Annotated in this window: 18 protein-coding genes; 4 read left to right on the top strand and 14 right to left on the bottom strand. The window is 69.4% G+C overall.

All coding sequences use genetic code 11. The features are described from left to right. Positions 1 to 8 precede the first annotated feature (8 nt). Complete coding sequence (locus ODE13_RS08620; RefSeq protein WP_322478905.1) at positions 9 to 1,790, top strand: AMP-binding protein; 1,782 nt, start codon at positions 9 to 11, stop codon at positions 1,788 to 1,790. A gap of 24 nt (positions 1,791 to 1,814) precedes the next feature. Here ODE13_RS08620 and ODE13_RS08615 read toward each other — a convergent pair whose 3' ends face one another. The 5 genes from ODE13_RS08615 to ODE13_RS08595 form a co-directional block, all read right to left on the bottom strand. After that, positions 1,815 to 2,345: a DUF1648 domain-containing protein gene (locus ODE13_RS08615; protein ID WP_322478904.1), complete on the bottom strand. Its 531-nt coding sequence runs from the start codon at positions 2,343 to 2,345 to the stop codon at positions 1,815 to 1,817. 200 nt (positions 2,346 to 2,545) lie between these two features. Further along, positions 2,546 to 3,328 carry an enoyl-CoA hydratase gene (locus tag ODE13_RS08610; RefSeq protein WP_322478903.1) on the bottom strand — a complete coding sequence of 261 codons (783 nt, stop codon included), beginning with the start codon at positions 3,326 to 3,328 and terminating at the stop codon, positions 2,546 to 2,548. After that, positions 3,321 to 4,430, bottom strand: coding sequence for a 3-hydroxyisobutyryl-CoA hydrolase (locus ODE13_RS08605; RefSeq protein WP_322478902.1), 1,110 nt, complete (start codon positions 4,428 to 4,430; stop codon positions 3,321 to 3,323). Before ODE13_RS08605 ends, ODE13_RS08610 begins: the two co-directional genes overlap by 8 nt. A 168-nt stretch (positions 4,431 to 4,598) precedes the next feature. Then, complete coding sequence (locus ODE13_RS08600) at positions 4,599 to 5,864, bottom strand: multidrug effflux MFS transporter (RefSeq protein ID WP_322478901.1); 1,266 nt, start codon at positions 5,862 to 5,864, stop codon at positions 4,599 to 4,601. A gap of 3 nt (positions 5,865 to 5,867) precedes the next feature. Beyond that, positions 5,868 to 6,713 (bottom strand): HpcH/HpaI aldolase/citrate lyase family protein, encoded by an 846-nt coding sequence (locus tag ODE13_RS08595; RefSeq protein ID WP_179541898.1) that lies wholly within the window; start codon positions 6,711 to 6,713, stop codon positions 5,868 to 5,870. 510 nt (positions 6,714 to 7,223) lie between these two features. Between ODE13_RS08595 and ODE13_RS08590 the strand changes: the two genes are divergently transcribed. Then, on the top strand, positions 7,224 to 7,895 hold the full coding sequence (locus tag ODE13_RS08590) for a GerMN domain-containing protein (RefSeq protein WP_322478900.1): 672 nt from the start codon (positions 7,224 to 7,226) through the stop codon (positions 7,893 to 7,895). 60 nt (positions 7,896 to 7,955) lie between these two features. Here the strand turns inward: ODE13_RS08590 and ODE13_RS08585 are convergent, their stop codons facing one another. The 4 genes from ODE13_RS08585 to ODE13_RS08570 are packed head-to-tail and all read right to left on the bottom strand — an operon-like array spanning position 7,956 to position 12,974. Beyond that, entirely contained in the window at positions 7,956 to 9,440 is a 1,485-nt protein-coding gene (locus ODE13_RS08585) for a dihydrolipoamide acetyltransferase family protein (protein ID WP_322478899.1), read from the bottom strand. A gap of 34 nt (positions 9,441 to 9,474) precedes the next feature. After that, complete coding sequence (locus ODE13_RS08580; protein WP_322478898.1) at positions 9,475 to 10,647, bottom strand: alpha-ketoacid dehydrogenase subunit beta; 1,173 nt, start codon at positions 10,645 to 10,647, stop codon at positions 9,475 to 9,477. Next, entirely contained in the window at positions 10,644 to 11,807 is a 1,164-nt protein-coding gene (locus ODE13_RS08575) for a thiamine pyrophosphate-dependent enzyme (protein ID WP_322478897.1), read from the bottom strand. The genes ODE13_RS08580 and ODE13_RS08575 overlap by 4 nt, the downstream gene beginning before the upstream one ends. Before the next feature lie 21 nt (positions 11,808 to 11,828). Beyond that, complete coding sequence (locus ODE13_RS08570) at positions 11,829 to 12,974, bottom strand: histidinol-phosphate transaminase (protein ID WP_322478896.1); 1,146 nt, start codon at positions 12,972 to 12,974, stop codon at positions 11,829 to 11,831. 55 nt (positions 12,975 to 13,029) lie between these two features. Here ODE13_RS08570 and ODE13_RS08565 point away from each other — a divergent pair, with 55 nt between their 5' ends. Beyond that, positions 13,030 to 13,425, top strand: coding sequence for a phage holin family protein (locus tag ODE13_RS08565; RefSeq protein ID WP_322478895.1), 396 nt, complete (start codon positions 13,030 to 13,032; stop codon positions 13,423 to 13,425). 31 nt (positions 13,426 to 13,456) lie between these two features. Here the strand turns inward: ODE13_RS08565 and ODE13_RS08560 are convergent, their stop codons facing one another. Both ODE13_RS08560 and ODE13_RS08555 read right to left on the bottom strand, forming a co-directional pair. Further along, positions 13,457 to 15,331: a hypothetical protein gene (locus ODE13_RS08560; RefSeq protein ID WP_322478894.1), complete on the bottom strand. Its 1,875-nt coding sequence runs from the start codon at positions 15,329 to 15,331 to the stop codon at positions 13,457 to 13,459. A 97-nt stretch (positions 15,332 to 15,428) separates the two neighbouring features. Then, on the bottom strand, positions 15,429 to 15,992 hold the full coding sequence (locus ODE13_RS08555; RefSeq protein WP_322478893.1) for a hypothetical protein: 564 nt from the start codon (positions 15,990 to 15,992) through the stop codon (positions 15,429 to 15,431). Positions 15,993 to 16,143: 151 nt separating this feature from the next. On the opposite strand from ODE13_RS08555, the gene purB reads away from it, so the two are divergent. Further along, positions 16,144 to 17,607: an adenylosuccinate lyase gene (purB, locus tag ODE13_RS08550; RefSeq protein ID WP_322478892.1), complete on the top strand. Its 1,464-nt coding sequence runs from the start codon at positions 16,144 to 16,146 to the stop codon at positions 17,605 to 17,607. Between the two features lie 31 nt (positions 17,608 to 17,638). Here the strand turns inward: purB and ODE13_RS08545 are convergent, their stop codons facing one another. From ODE13_RS08545 to ODE13_RS08535, 3 genes are read right to left on the bottom strand one after another with little or no spacing between them, the layout of a single operon-like run. Beyond that, on the bottom strand, positions 17,639 to 18,463 hold the full coding sequence (locus ODE13_RS08545) for a glucosamine-6-phosphate deaminase (protein ID WP_416210617.1): 825 nt from the start codon (positions 18,461 to 18,463) through the stop codon (positions 17,639 to 17,641). 58 nt (positions 18,464 to 18,521) lie between these two features. After that, positions 18,522 to 19,358 (bottom strand): ABC transporter permease, encoded by an 837-nt coding sequence (locus ODE13_RS08540; protein WP_322478891.1) that lies wholly within the window; start codon positions 19,356 to 19,358, stop codon positions 18,522 to 18,524. Next, on the bottom strand, positions 19,355 to 20,317 hold the full coding sequence (locus ODE13_RS08535) for an ATP-binding cassette domain-containing protein (protein WP_322478890.1): 963 nt from the start codon (positions 20,315 to 20,317) through the stop codon (positions 19,355 to 19,357). The genes ODE13_RS08540 and ODE13_RS08535 overlap by 4 nt, the downstream gene beginning before the upstream one ends. Positions 20,318 to 20,383: the final 66 nt, after the last annotated feature.

Here is a 20,383-nt window from a genome sequence, read left to right as displayed (position 1 = left end):
TCCCCCACATGAGCACCACAGACACGTCCACCCGCAGCGACGCGGCCGCAGGGCTTCGTGAGGCCCGCGATCGACTCGTCGCTCTCCAGCAGGACCATTCCCGCGCCTGTGAGGAGTTCCGCTGGCCCCGGTTCGAGCACTTCAACTTCGGCCTGGACTGGTTCGACGGCATCGCCGCAGGGGAACGCGCCCATCAGGAGGCGTTGGTGATCGCTGAGGCCGACGGCACGGTGCTCCGACGGACCTTCGCGCAGCTGAGCGCCGACTCGAACCGGGTGGCGAACTGGCTCTCCGCCCAGGGGATGTCCCGCGGGGACCGGATGATCCTGATGCTGGGCAACCAGGTCGAGCTGTGGGAGCTGATGCTCGCCGGGATCAAGCTCGGCGCTGTGCTGATCCCCACCGCCACCCAGATGGGCCCCGTAGACCTGCAGGACCGGGTCAGGCGCGGCGAAGCCCGCTGGGCCGCGGCGGGCCCGGCAGATCTGGAGAAGTTCGGAGACGTCGAGGGCGAGCTGACGCTGATCCACGTGCCCGGGGCACGCACTCCTGACGAGCCCGCGCCGCAGATCGATGCGCCGTCAGGTGCTCCGCGCACTGTCCTGCACTATGAGGCCGCCCGGAAGGCGGCGGCGACGTTCACTCCCGGCGAGCCGACCGGCGCCGACGATACCCTGCTGCTCTACTTCACCTCCGGGACCACCTCGCTGCCCAAGCTTGTGGAGCACACCCACACCTCCTACCCGGTGGGGCATCTGTCCACGCTCTACTGGATCGGGATGCAGCCGGGGGACGTGCACCTCAACGTGGCCGGCCCCGGCTGGGCGAAGCACGCCTGGTCGAATTTCTTCACCCCGTGGATCGCGGAGGCGACGATCTTCATCTACAACTACGCGCGCTTCGACGCCACCGAGCTGATGACCCAGATGGACGCCCACGGAGTGAGCAGTTTCTGCGCGCCGCCCACCGTGTGGCGGATGCTCATCCAGGCCGACCTGACCCAGCTGCGCCGCCCGCCCCGGGTGACGGTCTCCGCCGGGGAGCCGCTGAACGCGGAGGTCATCGACCAGGTGGAGCGCGCCTGGGGATGCACCATCCGCGACGGCTTCGGGCAGACCGAGACCACCCTCCAGGTGGCCAACACTCCTGGCCAGCCGCTGGTGCGCGGCTCTATGGGCCGTCCGCTCCCGGGCTTCGACGTGGTGCTGATCGATCCACGCACCGGCGAGGAGGCCCAGGAGGGCGAGCTGTGCCTGCGGGCCGAACAGTCCGGACCTGCTCGCCCGGTGGGCCTGATGAAGGGTTACGCGGGAGACCCCGAGCGCACTGCCGAAGTGTTCAGGAACGGGCTCTACCACACCGGGGACGTGGTCCGCCGAGACGAGGACGGAGTACTGACCTATGTGGGCCGCAGCGACGATGTCTTCAAGTCCAGCGACTACCGGATCTCCCCCTTCGAGCTGGAGTCGGTGCTGGTGGAGCACCCGGCGGTGGCGGAGGCCGCCGTCGTGCCCGCCGCGGACGAGCTGCGACTCGCGGTGCCGAAGGCGTATGTGGTGCTGGCCGCCGGCTGGGAATGGACCGCGGAGACCGCGACGTCGATCCTGACCTCCTGCCGGGAGAAGCTGCCGCCGTTCAAACGGATCCGACGCATCGAGCGGATCGAGCTGCCCAAGACGATCTCCGGGAAGATCCGCCGCGTGGAGCTCCGCGCGCTTGAGGAGAGCCGCGGCGGCGAGCGGGGGGTCGAAGAATTCCGCGACGCCGAGCTGCCAGCCTTCCGGAGGTGATGCGCCACGGATGTCCTGAGCGCCTCAGGTGGTGGCGGACCGCCAGACGAGCAGCACCACGGCGACCGTCATCACCCCGAGACCGACCCAGAGCAGCCAGAACGTCGGGTACCCCAGAGACCCGGCGATGCCCCAGACCATGAGCGCTGCGGCGAAGGCCAGCCAGATCAGCGAGGTCTCCCCCAGCCGGTAGAGCCGCTGGACGTTCTCGCTGGTGAGCACCTGGGGGAAGTTGAACAGCCGTGGGTGGCGGGAGAGGATCGCCATGCCGAGCACACAGGTCCCCCAGACGAGGAGTGCGGTCCAGAACAGCTCCCAGGGCGAACCGTCACGATTCACCGTGCCGTCGAAGCCGAAATGCACCGGCACCCGGTCCGGGCCGTTCATGGCGTGCCAGGCGATCAGCACCACGGGCAACGCCCCCAGAACGACGCTGACCTCGCGCAGCAGCCTCAGCCCTGCGCCCAGCTCATAGTCCCGGGCCGGACGCTCCCGAAAGCTTCCGTAGACCTCCGGCGACTCGGTGCTTCCCGCCTGCTCACGTCCGTGCGTCATGCTTCTCCCCTCCAGCGTCCTGCTGGTGTGTGATTGTCCAGATCCTCGCTCCAGAGCCCCGCGCACGCGGTGCCACGGCCGAACACTAGCGCCACCGGGAGGAATCACGACGGCGGCACCACCGAGTGCCCGACTCACGGCAGACTGCCGCCGGTCGAAGGCGGCGACGCGGATCAGTCGGAAGGATGATTCCGGCTGAGCTACCGGTGCTTCCAGCTGGGCTTGCGCTTGTTCGCGAAGGCGTCCATGCCCTCGGCCTGGTCCTCGGTGGCGAACAACGAGTGGAAGATCCGGCGTTCGAACTGAAGTCCGCTGGCCAGCGGCATCTCAAAGGCCGCCGCCACGACCTCCTTGGCCATCTGCGCTGCCGGTTTCGACTTCGAGGCGATCAGCTCGGCCACCGTCCTGGCCTCGGCGTCGAGCTCTCCGTCAGGCACCACGCGGGAGACCAGGCCGATCCGCTCGGCCTCCTCCGCGTCGACGTGCCGACCGGTGAGCACCATGTCCATCGCCTTGGCCTTCCCCACGGAGCGGGTCAGTCGCTGTGAGCCGCCCATGCCGGGGATCACTCCCAGGTTGATCTCCGGCTGACCGAACTTCGCGCTGGTGCCGGCGATGATGATGTCCGCCATCATCGCCAGCTCACATCCGCCGCCGAGGGCGTAGCCGGAGACGGCGGCCACCACCGGGGTGCGCAGCCGGGTCAGCTCCTCCCAGCGGCGGAACCAGTCGGCGGCGTACATGTCTGTGAAGGACTGCTCGGACATCTCCTTGATGTCCGCGCCCGCGGCGAAGGCCTTCTGCGAGCCGGAGAGGAGGATTGCCCCGATGTCCGGGTCGGCGTCGAAGGCGACGGCCGCGGTGACCACCTCCTCCATCGTCTCGGCATTGAGCGCGTTGAGCGCCGCCGGCCGGTTCAGCTGGATCTTCCCGACCCGTTTGGCGGAGGAGACCTTGATGGTGGTGTACGTCGGATCAGTCATGGGGCAGCTCCAAGATCTTGTGGGGCACCGGGGTGAAGAAATGGTCGAGCAGGTCGTCGTCGACGTCGGCCAGGCGGGCCGGGTTCCAGGAGGGGCTGCGGTCCTTGTCCACCAGCTGGGCGCGGATGCCTTCCCGGAAGTCGTGGGAGCGCAGCATGTGCATTCCCACCGTGTACTCCTGGATCAGCGCCCCACGCAGTGAGAGCTCGGCCGCCGTGGTGATCGCCCGGTGGGCCACGCGCACCGACAGCGGGGACCGAGCACGCAGCTCGGCCGCAGCCTCGGCGGCCTCAGGCACCTCACCGGCGACCCCGTCCAGGCGGGCCAAGATGATGTCGACGTCATTGCCGGAGTACACATGGTTGATCCACTCGGCCGCCCCCAGCGAGGAGTCGCCAGGGTCCACGGCGAACTGGGGAAGGACCTCGTCCGCCGATTCGCTGGTCAGCTCGGCGATCAGCCGATCGATGGAGGCTGAGTCGATGCGGGTGTCCGCCAGGCCGGCGTGGATCGCATCGGCGGCGTCCAGGTGTGCGCCCAGCATCCCGGCGTGCAGCCCCACCTTCCGCGGCGCATGGCCCAGCAGGTAGGAGCCTCCGACGTCAGGGCAGAAGCCGATGGTGGTCTCCGGCATGCCGGCCCGTGTGCGCTCGGTGACGATCCGGTGCGACCCATGGGCGGAGATCCCGATCCCGCCGCCCAGCACCAGCCCGTCCATCAGCGCGATGTACGGCTTGGGGTACTGCGCGATCAGCAGGTTCATCCGGTACTCGACTGCCCAAAAATCCTCGGTGGCGAAATGCGCCCGGTAGGCGGGAGTCCCGTCCGGCAACAGCGGACCGCCGTCACGCTCCTGATGCTCGACCATGTCGCGGTAGACACCGATGACGTCACCGCCGGCGCAGAGCCCCCGCTCCCCCGCGCCTCGGACCAGGACCTGAGCGACGTCGTCGTCGGAGGCCCACTCCTCCAGCTGGATGTGCACCGACTCGCACATCAGCTGGGTCAGGGCGTTCATCGCCTTGGGACGGTTCAGCGTGATGATCCCGAGATGACCTCGAACCTCGAATGCGACGTCGCCGGTGAATGTCTCCCTGCCCATCACGCCTCCTTGCCGGTCCTGGAACCGTCCGTCGGTGAGACCCGACGGTCACAGGCCGTGACCCGGGTCTCACCACAATGTACCGGCAGGCAGAGGCGCGTTCAACGCGTGACAGGAGCACCGGCACCCGGGCTGATCAGGACGTTCCGGTCGGCGGAGCAGCTCGGCTCAGTGGGGGACGGTCCCCTCGCCGGTGGGCGCGGCCTCCACCTGCCAGGGCCGCACCACCAGCAGGGCCACGAGTGTGGCCGCCGCCATCCCGCCGGCGATCACCACCGCCATGGAGGTCGCCCCGGTGCCCAACACTCCGACCAGCGGAGCTGCCGCGGCGGCGACGCCGAACTGGACCGCACCCAGTAGCGCCGCGGCCGTGCCTGCCGCCTCGCCATGCCGGGACAGCGCCAGGGCGGGCGCGTTGGGCAGCGCCAGCCCGCAGGCGGCGAGCACCAGCCAGAGCGGCACCAGGAGCCCGACCAGCCCGCCGAAGCCGGTGAGTGCGCACAGCAGCAGTCCCAGTCCGGAGAGGGTCCCGCCGAGCAGGGCGCCGGTCATGATCTGCGCGGGCCCGAAGCGGCGCAGCAGTCGGACGTTGCACTGGGTGGCGATGATCAGCCCGACCGCGCCGAGCCCGAAGACCACCCCGTACTGCTGCTCATCGAGCCCGTAGACCTGCTGGAAGACGAAGGATGAGCCGGAGACGTAGGCGAACAACGAGGCCATCGCCAGCCCGGCCACCAGGATGAGCCCCACATAGGGCCGGTCGCGCAGCAGCCGGCTGCAGTCGCGCAGCGTGCCGAGCGGGCCTCCCCGACGTCGGCGCTCCTGCGGCAGAGTCTCGGGAAGCATCGCTGCGGCCATGACCATGATCGCCACGCCGAACACCGCAAGCACCACGAACACCCCGCGCCAGGAGACCAGCGCCAGCACGAATCCCCCCAGGGTGGGGGCGAGCACCGGAGCTGCGCCCATCACCAGCATGAGTCGGGAGAGGATCTTCGCCGCCGCCATCCCCACGAACAGGTCCCGCACCACAGCCATCGCGACGACGGCGGCCGCGGCGGCACCCAGCCCCTGCAGCACACGCATCCCGCCGAGGGCCGCCAGGTCCGGGGCCAGCACGCAGCCGATGGAGGCCACGATGTGGACCGCCACACCGATCAGCAGCGGACGACGGCGCCCCACCGCGTCCGAGAGCGGACCGATCAGCAGCTGACCCACCGACAGCCCCACCAGCGTGCCGGTCAGGGTGAGCTGCACGGCGGCCTCGGTGGTCATCAGGTCATCCCTGATCGCCGGCAGCGCCGGCAGGTACATGTCCACCGTCAGCGGACCGAGGGCGATGAGGACGCCCAGCACGAGGATCAGCCGGAGCCGCTGGCCCGGGGTGTATCGCTCTCCGGCGGTCGGGGCGGCCTTCAGCTGGGCGTCCTGCATGACTCAGGCGTTCCAGAGCCCGTAGGAGTCCGCCAGGGAGGCGATCTTCTGGGCACGGGCCAGACGCGGCAGATAGGAGCCGTCACCGATGGAGGCACCGCTCTCATGGGCGGTGATCAGCTCCCGGGCCCAGTTCAGCTCGTCCTCCGAAGGGCTCAGACCCAGGTTGACGGCGTCGACCTGTCCACGGTTCAGCGAGAGCTTGCCGGTCATGCCCATCGAGGCGGTGACCGCGCAGGCCGCGGCCACGGCGTCCTCGTCGGCGTCCGGCGGGGTCGGGCCGTCGATGGCGCCGGGCAGCCCGCCCACCCGGGAGGCGATCACCAGGCGGGAGCGGGCATACGCCAGCGCCATCGGATCAGCGGAGACACCCACGTCCTTGCGGAAGTCATTGGTGCCGAACGCGAGGCGGAAGGTGCCCGGGGCCGAGGCGACCTGGGTGGCGTTCTCGACGCCGAGCGCGGACTCCACCAGGGCGATCACCGGGGTGCCGGCCCTCAGCCGCATGGCGGTGTAGGTGACCTGCTCAGGCCGTTCGGTCTCCGCCAGCATCACCCCGCGCAGGCCTCCCGCCTTGGAGAGCGCGGCGACGTCGTCCTCCCAGTGGGGGGAGGAGGTGGGGCTGATGCGCACCCAGGCGGTCATGCCCCCGTTGAGCGCCTCCAGCACCGCGGCCCGGGCGGCGTCCTTGCCGTCATCGGGCACCGAAGCCTCCAGGTCGAAGATCACCGAGTCCGCCTCACTGGCGAGGCCGGGGGCGAAGTCCTCCTGCTTGGCCGCGTTGATCAGCAACCAGGAACGGGAGAGCTTGGCAGGCAGAGCGGCGGCACGTCGGTTGCGAATCGGCATGACCCCAGCCTATCGCTCCCCCGCCGCGCCGGGGGGACTGATGCACCGTGGGACCGCATGCTGAGAACAGGCCTCATGGGCCCCGCGGCCCAGCGCGTCGTCTCCGCCGAAAGCCCAGGTGACGAAGGTCTCCAGAAGCCCTCCCACCAGGCCCCGCGCGCGGATTGACAGGGGCTCTCGGGCGGAGGAATATGGGGTGCGGGCCGACCTTCACACTGTGAAGCGTCGAGGAGACACCCCCCCCCCTCGTCTCCCGCCCGACAGAAATCGACGTCTGAGAATCCGTTCCCTCGGGCGTCGTGTTCTGCCCCGCGAGAAGGGCTGCTGACCGGCTGAGCGTCATCCCACCCCTGAGACGCACCCGGTTTCCTTCTCGCCCGCGGGCGGGGGCCATCCCCCGTTCCGGCCCCCGCCCGCCCTCCTCCTCCGGACCCCTGCGTGCCTGAAGGCATCCACACGGTCGGACCCGCGGATTCGCCGAACCCTGCCGCGGCTCGTATTCTGGCATCTATGACCATCCGCCGATCCCACCGCCTGTGCGGCGTCGCCGCGGCCGCGACGCTCCTGCTCGCGGCATGCGGGGGAGACGAGGACGATTCCCCTCAGGATCCCGAGCAGGCGATCCCTGTCCCGGAGCACGAGGCCGATGACTCGGTCCGCCTGCCCATCGGGCTCGTCAGCCCCGAAGGCCACAGCGTCAACGCCCCGATCAGCGAGGACGGGCAGGTGGAGATCCAGGAGGAGGCCGGCAGCGTCCAGCAGACCGAGGTCGCCCGGACCGCCCCTTTCGGCTGTGACGACACCGTCTCGGTGATCGCCACGGTGCCGATGGTGACCGACGACCCCGCCCAGGCGGCCGTCGAGTTCCTCCTGCAGGACCAGCACTACCATCACGGGGAGCCGGCGTTCCGGAACCCGCTGGCGATCTCGGATGACCTTGAAGTCGAGACGGTGGCCGTCGACGGCGACGTCGTCACCGTGGAGCTCAGCGGCCAGCCGGCGGTGCGCAGCACCTGCGAGTCCTGGCAGATCTATACGCAGCTCGACGCCACGGCGCGAGCCGCCACCGGTGTCGACCGGTCCGAGATTCTGCTGGACGGCGAGCCGCTGACGATCAGCCTGGGCATCGACGTCGGTGAGGTCCCGGTGACCCTTCAGCGGGTCACCGAAGTCCTCCGCTGAGCGTGTGCTCGGCCCCGCACGAGCAGCAGGCGACGCTGCCGCTCGGCGAGACCGCCCACCTCACTCCAGCAGCAGACCCGGCTGCTCCAGAACCGCGCCGACGTCGCTGATGAAGCGACCGGCGTGCTCTCCGTCGATGAGCCGGTGGTCGAAGGAGCCTCCGATGGTCATCACATCGCGCGGGACGATCTGCTCGTCCACCACCCAGGGCTTGCGCCGGACCGCCCCGAGGGCGACGATCGCGGCCTGACCGGGAGGCAGGATCGGGGTGCCGCCGTCGAGTCCCAGCGGGCCGATGTTGGTGATCGAGACCGTGCCGCCCTGCATGTCCGCCGGGGCGGTCTTGCCGTCTCGGGCGTCCACGGTGAGCTGGGTGATCGCCGCGGCGAGCCCCTTGGTGCTGTAGGTCTGGGCATCGTGGATGACCGGCACCATGAGTCCGCGCGGAGTCGCCGCCGCGATGCCCAGGTTCACGTAGTTGCGCACTGTGAAGTAGGTGTCATGCCAGGTGGCGTTGACCTGCGGGTTGCGGCGTGCCGCCCAGATGATCGCCTTGGCGGCGAACAGGAGAGGCGAGACGCTCAGACCCTCATAGCTGGGGTCCTTCTTCAGCACGGTGCGCAGCTCCATGGTGCGGGTGACGTCGATCTCCTTGAACACGGAGACGTGCGGGATCTGCGAGGCCGAGGCGCTCACGTTGGCCGCCGTGGCCTTCCGCACGCCGCGGACCTGCACATCCTCGTCACGTGGGCCTTCCCGCAGCAGCCCGGTGAAGGGCGGCTCCGCCGGGGTCGACGGCGGCGGGGCCTTCTCGCCGTTCTTCTGGCGCGCGCGACGTTCGACGTCGTCGCGGGTGATCTTCCCGTTGCCGCCTGAACCGACCAGCTCCCAGACTGCGACGCCGAGACGCTTGGCCAGTGCCCGCACCGGCGGGCTGGCCTTGGCGACCAGATCCCCGATGTCGGGTGCACCGGTGCTCGACGCCGGAGCAGGGACGGTGTCGGTGAGGCCCAGGTCTGTGACGTCGACCAGGTCCGGGGCGGTGGACCTGGTCCGTGGCCGGCGCCGGGCGGAGTCGGCCTTCGGGCCGGAACCCACCAGAGCGTCCTCCCCGCCGGCCTTCTTCTGGTCCTTCCGCGCGTCCTTTTGTGGGGTCCGTTGCGGGGCCGTCGGGGTGGTGTCCGAGGTGACCTCCTGCGCGGGGTCCGGGCCCTTCGCATCTCCGGAGCCCGAGCCACCCTGCTCCGTGCCCGGGCTCTCCGCGCCGCCGTCGGAGGATTCTGCGCCGGAGGATTCTGCGCCGGAGCCCGCCGCGGTGATGCGGATCAGCGGACTGCCCACCTCGATGGTCTCGCCCTCCTCTGCGACGAGCTCCTCGACCTGCCCCGCATACGGGATGGGAAGCTCCACCAGGGACTTGGCGGTCTCGATCTCGACGACGATGTCGTTGACCTCGACCGTGTCCCCCACTGCCACCCGCCAGGAGACGATCTCGGCCTCAGTGAGGCCCTCGCCGACGTCAGGCAGGTTGAAGGTGTCGACCATGCTCAGTCTCTCCTCGAATCTCAGGGGTCCAGGATCAGCGGCGCGGGTAGCTGAAGCTGCGATCCACAGCCTCCAGCATGCGGTCGATGTCCGGCAGGTAACGGTGCTCCTGCTGCGAGGGCGGATACGGCATGTGGAAGCCTCCGACTCGGAGGACCGGCGCGGCCAGCCGGTGGTGCGCCCGTTCACCGACCCGGGCGGCGATCTCTGCGCCGAAGCCGCCGAAGGTGGGCGCCTCGTGCGCGACGACGAGCCGCTGGGTCTTCGCCGCGGATCGTGCGATGGTCTCATCATCGAGCGGGCTGATCGATCGGACGTCGACCACCTCGATGCTTCTGCCGTCCTCTGCGGCGACCTGCGCCGCAGCCAACGCCACCGGCACCAGCGGCCCGTAGCAGGCGATGGTCGCATCGGTCCCCTCACGCACCACCTGCGCGGTGAAGGCGTCCTGGGCCGGGGTGGAGAAGTCCACGAGGCCCTTGAGCCAATAGCGCCGCTTCGGCTCGAGGATGATCACCGGGTCGTCGCACCGGATGGCTTGGCGGGTCATCCAGTAGGCGTCGTGGGCGTTGGAGGGGGTGATCACCCGCAGTCCGGCCGTGTGCGCGAACAGCGCCTCCGGGGACTCCGAATGGTGCTCGATGGAACCGATGGAACCCCCGTAGGGCAGGCGGATGGTGAGCGGAGCCGCCACCTTCCCCAGGGTCCTGCTTCGGATCTTGGCCAGCTGGGTGGTGATCTGGTTGAACGCAGGGAAGACGAATCCGTCGAACTGGATCTCCACCACTGGGCGGTAGCCGCGCATGGCCATACCGATGGAGGTGCCGATGATGCCTGACTCGGCCAGCGGGGAGTCGACGACCCGCTGCGGGCCGAACTCCTTCTGCAGGCCCTCAGTGACGCGGAATACGCCGCCCAGGGCGCCGATGTCCTCCCCGATCAGCAGGGTCTTGGCGTCCTCGGTGAGCTCGTCGCGCAGGGCGGCGTTGATCGCCTTGGCCAGCACGAGTTCACGGGGAGGCGCCGGCTGCTCGCCGGTGTCGGCACCGTGATCGGCCGTCTCCTCCTCCCCGGGCGGGACGGCGACGTCGGGAGATGTCGGAGTGGGCTCGGCGGCACGCCCGCCGCGAGATCCGTGCCGTGAGCTGCGGGGCGAGGCCGGGTGGGAGTCCGCCCGGCGGGCCTGCCCATGGTTCATCAATGTCATCGAGCCCCACCCTCTCCACGGGCCGGCGCGCCGTCCTCGGCGAACCCGGCTTCGTACTCCTTCAACCATGACTTGTCGGTCTCGACCTGACGGTGCGGCTCCGCGTAGACGGCGTCCATGGCCTCCTCCAGCGGAAGCGGCTCCAGCTCCTGGACGGCGCGGCGCAGGTCGGCGGCGACGTCAGCGGCCTCCTGGTCCACCTCGGAGAAGTAGGTCTCATCGGCATGGCCCGCGGCCTGCAGCCACCGTCGATAGCGCTCGATCGGGTCCTTGGCCTTCCAGGACTCGACCTCCTCCGAGCTGCGGTACTTGCTCGGGTCGTCCGCCGTGGTGTGGGCGCCCATGCGGTAGGTGATCGATTCGATGAGCTTCGGACCGCCCTGACGCACCTGGCCGCCCAGGTGGGCGGCGACCGCGTAGCTGGCCAGCACATCGTTGCCGTCCACCTGCACGCCCTCGAAGCCATAGCCTGCGGCCCGGTCGGCCAGCGGCCCCCGGGACTGGGTCGAGGCGGGCACGGAGATCGCCCAGTGGTTGTTCTGGATGAAGTAGAGCACCGGCAGCTCGTAGGAGCTGGCGAAGACCATGGACTCGTGGACGTCGCCCTGGCTGCTGGCGCCGTCGCCGAGGCAGGCCAGGACGAGTTCATCCGCGCCGGGACCCTGATCGGTGCCCCCGGCCGCGACGTCGCGCTGGATGCCCATCGCCCAGCCGACGGCATGCAGCGTCTGGGCCCCGAGCACCACCATGTAGGTGTTCATCGCGTGGTCGTGGGGGTTCCACCCGCTGTGAGCGGTGGCGCGGAAGAGCTGGATGAGCTCGTCCGGGCGGATGCCGCGGTGGAGGGCCATGACATGTTCCCGGTAGGTCGGGAAGATCATGTCCGTGGACCTCAGCGCCGAGACGGTCCCGGCCTGGGCGGCCTCCTGCCCGAGGGCAGGCACCCACAGGGCGAGCTGGCCCTGGCGCTGGAGTGAGGTGGCCTCGGCGTCCATGCGCCGCTCCGTGGCCATGAGTCGATACAGATCGCGCAGGTCCTGCTCGCCGAGCTGGGAGATGTACGGGCTGTACACCTCGTGCTCGGCAAGAGTTCCGTCGGGCGCGAGCAGCTGGATGGGCTGCACGGCGTGCTCCTCTCCGGTGGCGTCAGGGTGGGCCACCGTTCATTCTGTCAGCTGCCGTCAGCTCTTCCGTGTGTAGGTCCTACACAACTCGATGAGCCGATCGTTGGCTTCGGATTCGCCGATGCTGACTCGTACACCGTCACCGTCGAAGGCCCGCACGGCGAGGGCACGGAGCCCGGCCTCGTGGGCGAAGTCGCCTGCATGGTCCCGCAACGGCAGCCATATGAAGTTGCCCTGCGCGTCCGGAACGTTCCACTCAGCCTCGAGCAGGGCGTTCCGGACTCTTTGTCGTTCTTGTACAAGATTCTGCACCCTGGCGGTCACCTCGTCCAGGGCTCTGAGCGAAGCGATCGCCGCGACCTCTCCGAGAGTGGAGACGCCGAAGGGCACCGCCACCTTGCGCAGATGTTGGGTGACCTCCTGCGAGGCGATGGAGTAGCCGACCCGCAGCGCCGCCAGCCCGTGCGCCTTGGAGAAGGTGCGCAGCACCACGACATTGGGGCGCTCGCGGTAGAGCGCGAGGGTGTCGACCGGGTCGTCGATGCGCACGAACTCCTGGTAGGCCTCGTCGATCACGACGACGACGTCGCGCGGCACCTGGGCCAGGAAGTCGACCACCTCCTGATGCCGCAGCGCCGGGCCGGTCGGGTTGTTGGGGGTGCACAGCAGGATCACCCGTGTGCGGTCGGTGATGGCGGCGAGCATCGCGGGGAGGTCGTGCCGACCATCCTCGGTGACGGGGACGGCCACGTCCCTCGCCCCGGCCGTGCGCACGACGATCGGATAGGCCTCGAAGGACCGCCAGGCGTAGAGCACCTCGTCGGCCGCTCCGTCGGGGCCGGTGCCCGCGAAGGCGTTGATGATCTGTGTGAGGGCGCCGAGGCTCCCGGTGCCCGTGACGATGTCTTCCTCCGGCACCTCGAGAGTCTCGGCGAGCACGGCCCGCAGCGCCTCGGCGCCCGGGTTCGGGTACCGATGGACGGTGTCCACGTCCGCGAGCGCCTGCTCCACCGCGGGCACGGGGCCCAGCGGGTTCTCGTTGGAGGAGAGCTTGTAGGGCGTGAGGCCCTCGGCCGGGCGAGGGGGCTTCCCCGCGGCATAGACCGGGAGCAGTGACAGCGCGGGACGCGGAGTGACCGAGCCCGCGACGCTGCGGGTCAGCCCGTGAGCCACTCGGGCGGTGTCGTGGTCAGTAGTGCTCATGGATGGCATGGTCCTCTCAGGGTTCTCTCATCTCTGTCATGAGATGATCGTCCTCGTGAGAATCCTACTGGCGATCGTGCTCAATGCCTGCGCTCTGGGCGCAGCAGCTCTCCTCCTGCCCGGAATCGGTGTCCAGGGCGTCGGAGACGAGATCGGGATGACCTTGCTGGCCTATCTGTTCGTCGGCGCGGTCTTCGGCATCATCAACGCCGTGATCAAACCGGTCCTCTCCCTGCTCGCGATGCCGATCACCTGCCTGACCCTAGGCCTGTTCGCGGTGGTCATCAACGCGGCGATGCTCATGCTCACCGCCTGGGTCACCTCCTTCTTCCCGATGAGCTTCGTGGTGGACTCCTTCTTCTGGGATGCCATCCTCGGCGCCGTCATCGTCGCGGTGGTCTCTGCCCTGCTGAACCGTTTTCTGATGGCACCGGCCGCTCGACCGGCCTGACGCCGCTGCGGGCCCTGCTCACCGGCCCTGCTCACCGGCTCTGCGCCCCGTGGACATGGACTGGCATCTCCACCTCCGCCCACGGGACCCCCGGGGTGTCCAGGTTCGGGATGTCCAGGTTCGGGATGTCGAGTTCCGGATGGCCCGGCCCCCGCACGCGCGGTCCGAGGAGGCCGGGGGACAGCGGCTGGGCCTCCCGCCCCGGCCTCTCTTCCTGCCCAGCGGCGCTCTCCTGTGCCGTGGTGGTCTCCTGCGCCAGAGGAGCTCTCACCTCGTGCGCGCCCTCGGCCGCCGTGGCTTCCGGCGCCTTCCCGGTGGAGCCGGCCTCAGCGGTTGCCGGGGAATCGACTGGGGTCAGCGGCCCGAACACGTCCCCGATGCGTGACATGCCCAGGCCGTCCAGGGATTCCTGCATGATCTCCTCGAGATCGGGCTCCTCCCAGAACTCCTTCTGGAAGGGGTGGTGCACCTCGTGATCTGGGTCCTCCTTCCACCCGGTCTCGAAGACGACGGTCTCCGCCTCGCCGTCGTAGAGCTCCGCGAAGTCACGCAGGAGCGTGTCACCGTCTTCGCCGAGGTGCTCCTGCGGGTCTGCCTCGAGCTCCTCGACGATGTCCAGGTAGTGCTCATAGGAATGGGCGTCGCCGAACAGGGACAGGCCCTCGAGGTCGAGGTCCTCGTTGTGGTGGGCGACATCGATCACCTGTCGGTTCGCTCCGGTGCCCTGGTGCTCCCCGAGGATGTGCGGGACGGGATCACGGCGATCCTGAATGTGGGTCGTGGAGGTCTGCGTCCCCGGAGGGTAGCTCCCCTGCTGCCCCGGGGCCCCGAGGCTCGTGGCGGCGAGCAGGTCGTACTTCTGCCCCAACCGGCCGTTGCGCACCACATTGGACGCACCGATCCCGCCCAGGCTGTAGCCGGAAAGGGCGACGGCGTCCCCCTCCTCGGCTCCGACGGCCTGCAGCGCCTGGTCCACCGCCTCGCTGACCTGCTCGGCGTCGTTGAACACGGCGTCGACCAGCCCCAGATAACCCCGCCCATCCTCGCGGTTCATGTCTGTCACATCCATGTCCAGACCCGGAAGGTGGACCAGATACGTGGTGCCGCCGTCATCGTCGGCGACCGAGGTGACAGCCAGGTCGCCCTGCGACGGGACCTCCTGCATCTGCGCGTACCAGGAATGCAGGGTGCCGTCTCCTTCATGGATGAACCGGCCGGTCTCACCACGCAGCTCCAGCAGGTGCCGGTCCATCTCGTAGGTGCTCAGGCCGTCGTTCTCCTTCAGCGCCTCGATCGCCAGGAAGCCGGTGCTCGAGGCTCGATCCCAGGCCTTGCCGAGCCCCTGCCTGCCCGCACCCCCGAGACCTGAACGACCCCGGGAGAGCGTGAGCATCAGCACCCGCATCGCTTCCCTGCCGCCCAGCACCCCGACACTGCGCGCCCAGTCGCCGACCAGCCCGGTGTCCCCCTGGACTCCCTGCCCCACGACGTAGGGTGTCTCCTCGAGGAGGCGCGCGAGCTGCAGCCAGCGACGGACCAGCGACTCCGCGTCACGGTAGGCGTCATGGCATGCCTGGACTCCGTGCAGATAGGCCTGGACCATCTCCCCGACGAGGACGATCCGGCTAGCCAGGACCACCCCACGCACGCCCAGCAGCGGGATGCGCCAATGCGGAGCCGAGGCCAGCGGGGTCATCAGCAGCGTGTTGTTGGCGGCGATGTCGGCGGACTGGGTGTCCGAGATCTCACGCGCACGGGACAGATGCGCCGCCGACTCCATGAGCGTCTCCCAGAAGACCTCCGTCCAGGTCGGACCGCCGGTGACCTGGGTGGTGAATGATCCGGGGTGGGTCCGCGCCGGAACAAGCGGTCCGGTGATCGTGGGCTTCAGGGACGAGGGATCCATGGTGGCTCCTGAGGGACGGTGGTCGGACCAGACAGGTCCGAGGAAAATGACAGGTGCAGCCGATGACGTTCTGCGGCGAGCTGTGGCGCGGCAGGCCTCAGTCTGAGTGCAGGACCTCGGAGACGGCCTCCCGGAGGCCTGCAGGCAGGCCTCCGTAGTCCTGGATGAAACTCACCAGGGAGGTGACGTCCTCGACCGCGGCACGCGCCCGCCGCAGCAGGGCCTCCCCCGCCACGCCAGCCACATCGGCACCGGTGATCGCCTCCAGGACGGCCGCGAGGCTGCGGCCCACCTGGGCCCACTCACGAAGGACCCCCGCGATGGCGGTGGCCTCACCGGCCAGGGCGGCGGCCTCCTCCTGGACCGCGGTGCTGTCGCTCACCAGAAGGTCCAGCACCGCCCGAAACGCGTCCCCCGCCTGGGAGTTCCACTGCACGACGTCGCGTGCCAGGACCAGTTGGGCGCGATGACCGGTGCCCTGGTCTGCGGCGCGCTGGTATCTCACGGCCACGCCGTCGTAGATCGCGGCGGTGCGGTCCAGGTGTGCGGCGGCTGCGCTGAACACGGAAGCTCCTCGGGACAGGGCCGCGAGTCGGCGGCAGAGCGGACGGCCCCAGGGGCGGGACGCTCCGCCGATGACGGCGACCACGGTGATGACCACGGTGATGGCTCCGACGCTATGCTCCTGCCCGGCTCCTCGCTCGCTACGGAGAACCCCTGTGGACATTCCGGGCGCGTCACGGTCTGGACGGGCTCTCTGTGGAGGAACAGCTCCTGCACCGGGGTGCGCGAGTCGTGGAAGAATGTCAGCCATGGCCAACTCTGTCTCCTCCCCTGCCGTGTCCACGCCACTGTCCGCTCACCAGGACCGCGTCAGCCTCGCGGCGGCCGAGCCGCAGATCGCACTCGGCGCCCTCGACGGCCGCTACCGCTCCGCCGTTGCGCCGCTGATCGACCATCTCTCCGAGGCTGCGCTGAACCGCAACCGCATCCATGTGGAGGTGGAGTGGTTCATCCATCTCTGCGCCGAGCAGGCGCTGGAGGGGCTGCCGAGCCTGAGTGAGGAGCAGGTGGCCGGGCTGCGCGGCATCGTCACGGACTTCGGTCCGGAGGAGGTTGCCGAGCTGGCCGCCATCGAGGCCGAGACCGTCCACGACGTCAAGGCCGTGGAGTACTTCATCTCCCGTCGGCTGGACGCCCTCGGCCTGGCCAAGCTGACACCTCTGGTGCACTTCGCCTGCACCAGCGAAGACATCAACAACCTCAGCTACGCAGTGGGCATCCGTGACGCCGTCGAGCAGGTGTGGCTGCCGGCCGCGCGCACGGCCCTGAAGGGCCTGGGCGACCTGGCCGCCGAGGCCGCCGAGGTGCCGATGCTCTCCCGCACCCACGGCCAGCCCGCCACCCCGAGCACGCTGGGCAAGGAGATCGCCGTCTTCCTGCACCGACTGACCCGGCAGCTCCGCCGCGTGGAGGCTCAGGAGCACCTGGGCAAGATCAACGGCGCCACCGGCACCTACGCCGCGCACCTGGCCGCCGCCCCCGGTCTCGACTGGCCCGCGCTGGCCCAGCGCTTCGTGGAGAAGCTGGGCCTCACGTTCAACCCGCTGACCACCCAGATCGAGTCCCATGACTGGCAGGCCGAGCTCTACGCGGACATCGCCCGGTTCAACCGCATCCTGCACGGTCTGTGTGTGGACATCTGGTCCTACATCTCCATCGGGTTCTTCCGCCAGATCCCCGTCGCCGGCGCCACAGGCTCGTCGACGATGCCGCACAAGGTGAACCCGATCCGCTTCGAGAACGCCGAGGCCAACCTGGAGATCTCCAATGCCCTGCTCGACTCGCTGGGCGCCACGCTCGTGGAGTCACGGTGGCAGCGCGACCTCACCGACTCCTCCGGGCAGCGCAACATCGGCACCGGCATCGGCCACTCGGTGCTCGCGCTGAGCAATGTGACCAAGGGGCTCACGCAGCTCGCCGTCGCCGAGGAGACCATCGCCGCCGACCTCGACGCCAACTGGGAGGTGCTCGGCGAGGCCATCCAGACCGTGATGCGGGCCGAGGCCATTGCCGGCACCGAGGGCATGGCGAACCCCTACGAGAGGCTCAAGGAGCTGACCCGCGGGCGTCGCGTGGACGCCGAGAAGCTCAAGGAGTTCGTCACCGGGCTCGGCCTGAGCCCTGCCGCAGAGGCGCGCCTGAAGGAGCTCACCCCTGCCCAGTACACGGGTCTGGCGGCCCAGCTGGCCCGGGAGTTCGCCGCCACGAGCTGACGCCGCCGTGGACGCCGGCCGTCCCGGACGATCAGTCCTGGTCGGGCAGCAGGTCGTGCTCCTGGACATGCCGGTAGTAGTCCAGATGCTCCAGCTGCGAGGCGGCCGCCTCGTCGAGCAGCACGACGGCGTCCTGATGCCATTGGATGATCGAAGCCGGGCACATGCTGGTCAGCGGTCCCTCCACCGCGCGGGCCACCGCCGGAGCCTTGTGCTCCCCGTAAGCGACCAGCAGCAGCTCGGAGGCCTCCATGATGGTGCCAAGCCCCTGGGTGACGCAGTGCAGCGGCACCTGCTCCTCCGAGGTGAAGAACCGGGCGTTGTCCCGCCGAGTCTGCGGGGCGAGCGTCTTGACCCGCGTGCGGGAGCTGAACGAGGATGACGGCTCGTTGAACCCCAGATGGCCGGTCGCACCGATGCCGAGGATCTGCAGGTCCACTCCCCCGGCCTCGGCGATCAGCTGCTCGTACTCACGGCAGGCCTTCTCCAGGTCCCCCGCCGTGCCATCCGGGACATGCACCCGCGCGGGGTCCAGCCCGAGCTTCTCGGTGACCTCCCCCCGGATGACGGCGTGGTAGCTCTCAGGCCGGTCCGGGGAGATCCCGACATACTCATCCAGGGCGAAGGCCGTCAGGCTCGCCGCTGCCCGTGCATCCTCATCTGACTCGGCGTCCGCACGAACGTTCCTGCCTCCCGAGTGTGGAAGGCGCTGAGCGAGTGCGTCGTAGACCGGCAGCGGGGAGGATCCGGTGGCCACGCCCAGAACCCGCAGGCGACCGTCGGCGAGCCGGCGCATGAGGTGGCCTGCGGCCCACACGCCGATGGCCGTGGAGTCGGGAAGGATGATGATCTGCACGGGTCCATCCTCGCTGAGTCGCACCCCGTTGTGCAGGGCTCGCCTCCCGGACCGATCCTCAGCGCGCGACCTTCCGTGGGAAGACCATCGCCGTCATCCACACCGAGATGACGATGAAGCCGATGCACCACAGTGTCCCGATCCACCAGTCCGAGCCGACCTCGCCCCCGGTGATCAGAGCCCGGGAAGCGTCGATGATCGGCGTCATCGGCTGGTGCCCGGCGAACCCCTGGAGCCAGCTCGGCATGGACTCCACCGGAGCGAAGCCGCTGGAGACGTAGGGAAGGAACAACAGGATGAAGCCGTAGCCGTTGGCCGCCTCAGCGGACCCGGAGACCAGCCCCAGCAGGGCGAAGACGCAGGTGATCACCAGGATCCACATCGCGATGAGACCCACCGCTGCCACCAGCTCCAGCGCACTCGCCTCCGTGCGGAACCCCAGCGCGAACGCCAGCAGGAGCACCACGGAGGTGGCGAGCAGGTTCCGGACCATCGAGGAGACCGTGTGCCCCAGCAGCACGCTCACCGCGGGAAAGGGCATGGTCCGCAGGCGATCCATGAAACCGGTGGTGACGTCGTTGCTGACGACGACGGCAGTGTAGGAAGCACCGAATCCGGCGGTGGTCAGGGCGATCGCGGGCAGCACGAAGGCCAGATAGTCGGCGCGGGTGCCATCACCGACCGCCATCGACTCGCCCAGCACGAAGGTGAAGACGAGCATCAGCATCACCGGCAGCAGCACGGCCATCAGCACGGATTCGGCGTCGCGGAAGGAATGCCGCAGGCTGCGCAGGGTGAACAGGCCGATGCTGCTGAGCAGCCCGGCACCGGGTGCGCCGCCGTCATCGTCTGGGAGCGGAGCCGTGCGGTGCCGCTCCTGAGTCAGCGTGGTCATGCCGGAACCTCCTCGTGGTGGGGGTGGTGCGCCGTGTCGGCGCCGCCGCCGGGCCGGGCGTGGGCACCGGTGAGCTGGAGGAAGACCTCATCGAGGGTGGGACGACGGACGGTGACGCGCAGCTCCGGCCGACGGGCAGCGACCTCCCGAAGGGTGCGGGCGACGTCGTTGACCTCCCCGCCGGTGGGGATCTCCTCCAGGACGTGGCCGGCGGCGTCGCGCAGTTCGATGGTGGAGCCGCCGACGCGGGCCTTCAGCTGCTCGGCGGTGCCGCCGGCGACGATCTTCCCGCCGTGCAGGACCACGATCTGATCGGCCAGCACATCAGCCTCCTCCAGATACTGGGTGGTGAGGAACACCGAGGTGCCCTGCTCCGCGAGCGCTGTGATCTCATCCCACAGGGCCTGCCGGCTGCGCGTGTCCAGGCCGGTGGTGGGCTCGTCCAGGAACATCAGCCGCGGTTCGGGGATGAGGCCGACCGCGATGTCCAGCTTGCGGCGCATCCCTCCGGAGTAGGTGCTGGCCCGACGCCCTCCGGCTTCGGTGAGCTCGAATCGGGCCAGCAGGGCCTCGGCGCGGGCCCTGGCCCGGTCCTTGCTCAGCCCGAAGAGCCGGCCCATGAGCAGCATGTTCTCCCAACCGGTCAGGCTCTCGTCGACGGCGGCGTGCTGACCGGTCAGTGAGATGAGCCGCTGGATCCGGCGGCGGTCTGTGGCGGGGTCGAGGCCGAGCACACGGACCTGGCCGGCGTCGTGTGGGATGAGGGTGGACAGGATGTTGACCAAGGTCGTCTTGCCGGCGCCGTTCGGGCCCAGCAATGCGTGGACTCCCGGCCGGAGGGTGAGGTCCAGCCCGTCCAGGATCCGCTGCCGCCCGTAGTTCTTGGTCAGCCCGGAGATCTGGATCAGCGGTGTCGTGCTGTCAGGGGGCGCTTCATGAGAGTGTTCTGTGTATCGCATATACCGAGTATGACATACACAGTGTAGTACGTACACAGTCATACCTGGGTCGTGCGCCGTCCAGGT

The organism is Nesterenkonia sp. HG001, from assembly GCF_034438835.1.
Taxonomy (GTDB): Bacteria; Actinomycetota; Actinomycetes; order Actinomycetales; family Micrococcaceae; genus Nesterenkonia; species Nesterenkonia xinjiangensis.
The sequence above is the reverse complement of the archived record's forward strand: the minus strand, read 5'-3'. Positions and strand labels throughout refer to the sequence as shown.

Excerpts from the sequence above, each read along its gene's own strand:
- ODE13_RS08620 (WP_322478905.1), top strand. The coding sequence starts at position 9 with ATGAGCACCACAGACACGTCCACCCGCAGCGACGCGGCCGCAGGGCTT.
- ODE13_RS08615 (WP_322478904.1), bottom strand. The coding sequence starts at position 2,345 with ATGACGCACGGACGTGAGCAGGCGGGAAGCACCGAGTCGCCGGAGGTC.
- ODE13_RS08610 (WP_322478903.1), bottom strand. The coding sequence starts at position 3,328 with ATGACTGATCCGACGTACACCACCATCAAGGTCTCCTCCGCCAAACGG.
- ODE13_RS08605 (WP_322478902.1), bottom strand. The coding sequence starts at position 4,430 with ATGGGCAGGGAGACATTCACCGGCGACGTCGCATTCGAGGTTCGAGGT.
- ODE13_RS08600 (WP_322478901.1), bottom strand. The coding sequence starts at position 5,864 with ATGCAGGACGCCCAGCTGAAGGCCGCCCCGACCGCCGGAGAGCGATAC.
- ODE13_RS08595 (WP_179541898.1), bottom strand. The coding sequence starts at position 6,713 with ATGCCGATTCGCAACCGACGTGCCGCCGCTCTGCCTGCCAAGCTCTCC.
- ODE13_RS08590 (WP_322478900.1), top strand. The coding sequence starts at position 7,224 with ATGACCATCCGCCGATCCCACCGCCTGTGCGGCGTCGCCGCGGCCGCG.
- ODE13_RS08585 (WP_322478899.1), bottom strand. The coding sequence starts at position 9,440 with ATGGTCGACACCTTCAACCTGCCTGACGTCGGCGAGGGCCTCACTGAG.
- ODE13_RS08580 (WP_322478898.1), bottom strand. The coding sequence starts at position 10,647 with ATGACATTGATGAACCATGGGCAGGCCCGCCGGGCGGACTCCCACCCG.
- ODE13_RS08570 (WP_322478896.1), bottom strand. The coding sequence starts at position 12,974 with ATGAGCACTACTGACCACGACACCGCCCGAGTGGCTCACGGGCTGACC.
- ODE13_RS08560 (WP_322478894.1), bottom strand. The coding sequence starts at position 15,331 with ATGGATCCCTCGTCCCTGAAGCCCACGATCACCGGACCGCTTGTTCCG.
- purB (WP_322478892.1), top strand. The coding sequence starts at position 16,144 with ATGGCCAACTCTGTCTCCTCCCCTGCCGTGTCCACGCCACTGTCCGCT.
- ODE13_RS08540 (WP_322478891.1), bottom strand. The coding sequence starts at position 19,358 with ATGACCACGCTGACTCAGGAGCGGCACCGCACGGCTCCGCTCCCAGAC.
- ODE13_RS08535 (WP_322478890.1), bottom strand. The coding sequence starts at position 20,317 with ATGCGATACACAGAACACTCTCATGAAGCGCCCCCTGACAGCACGACA.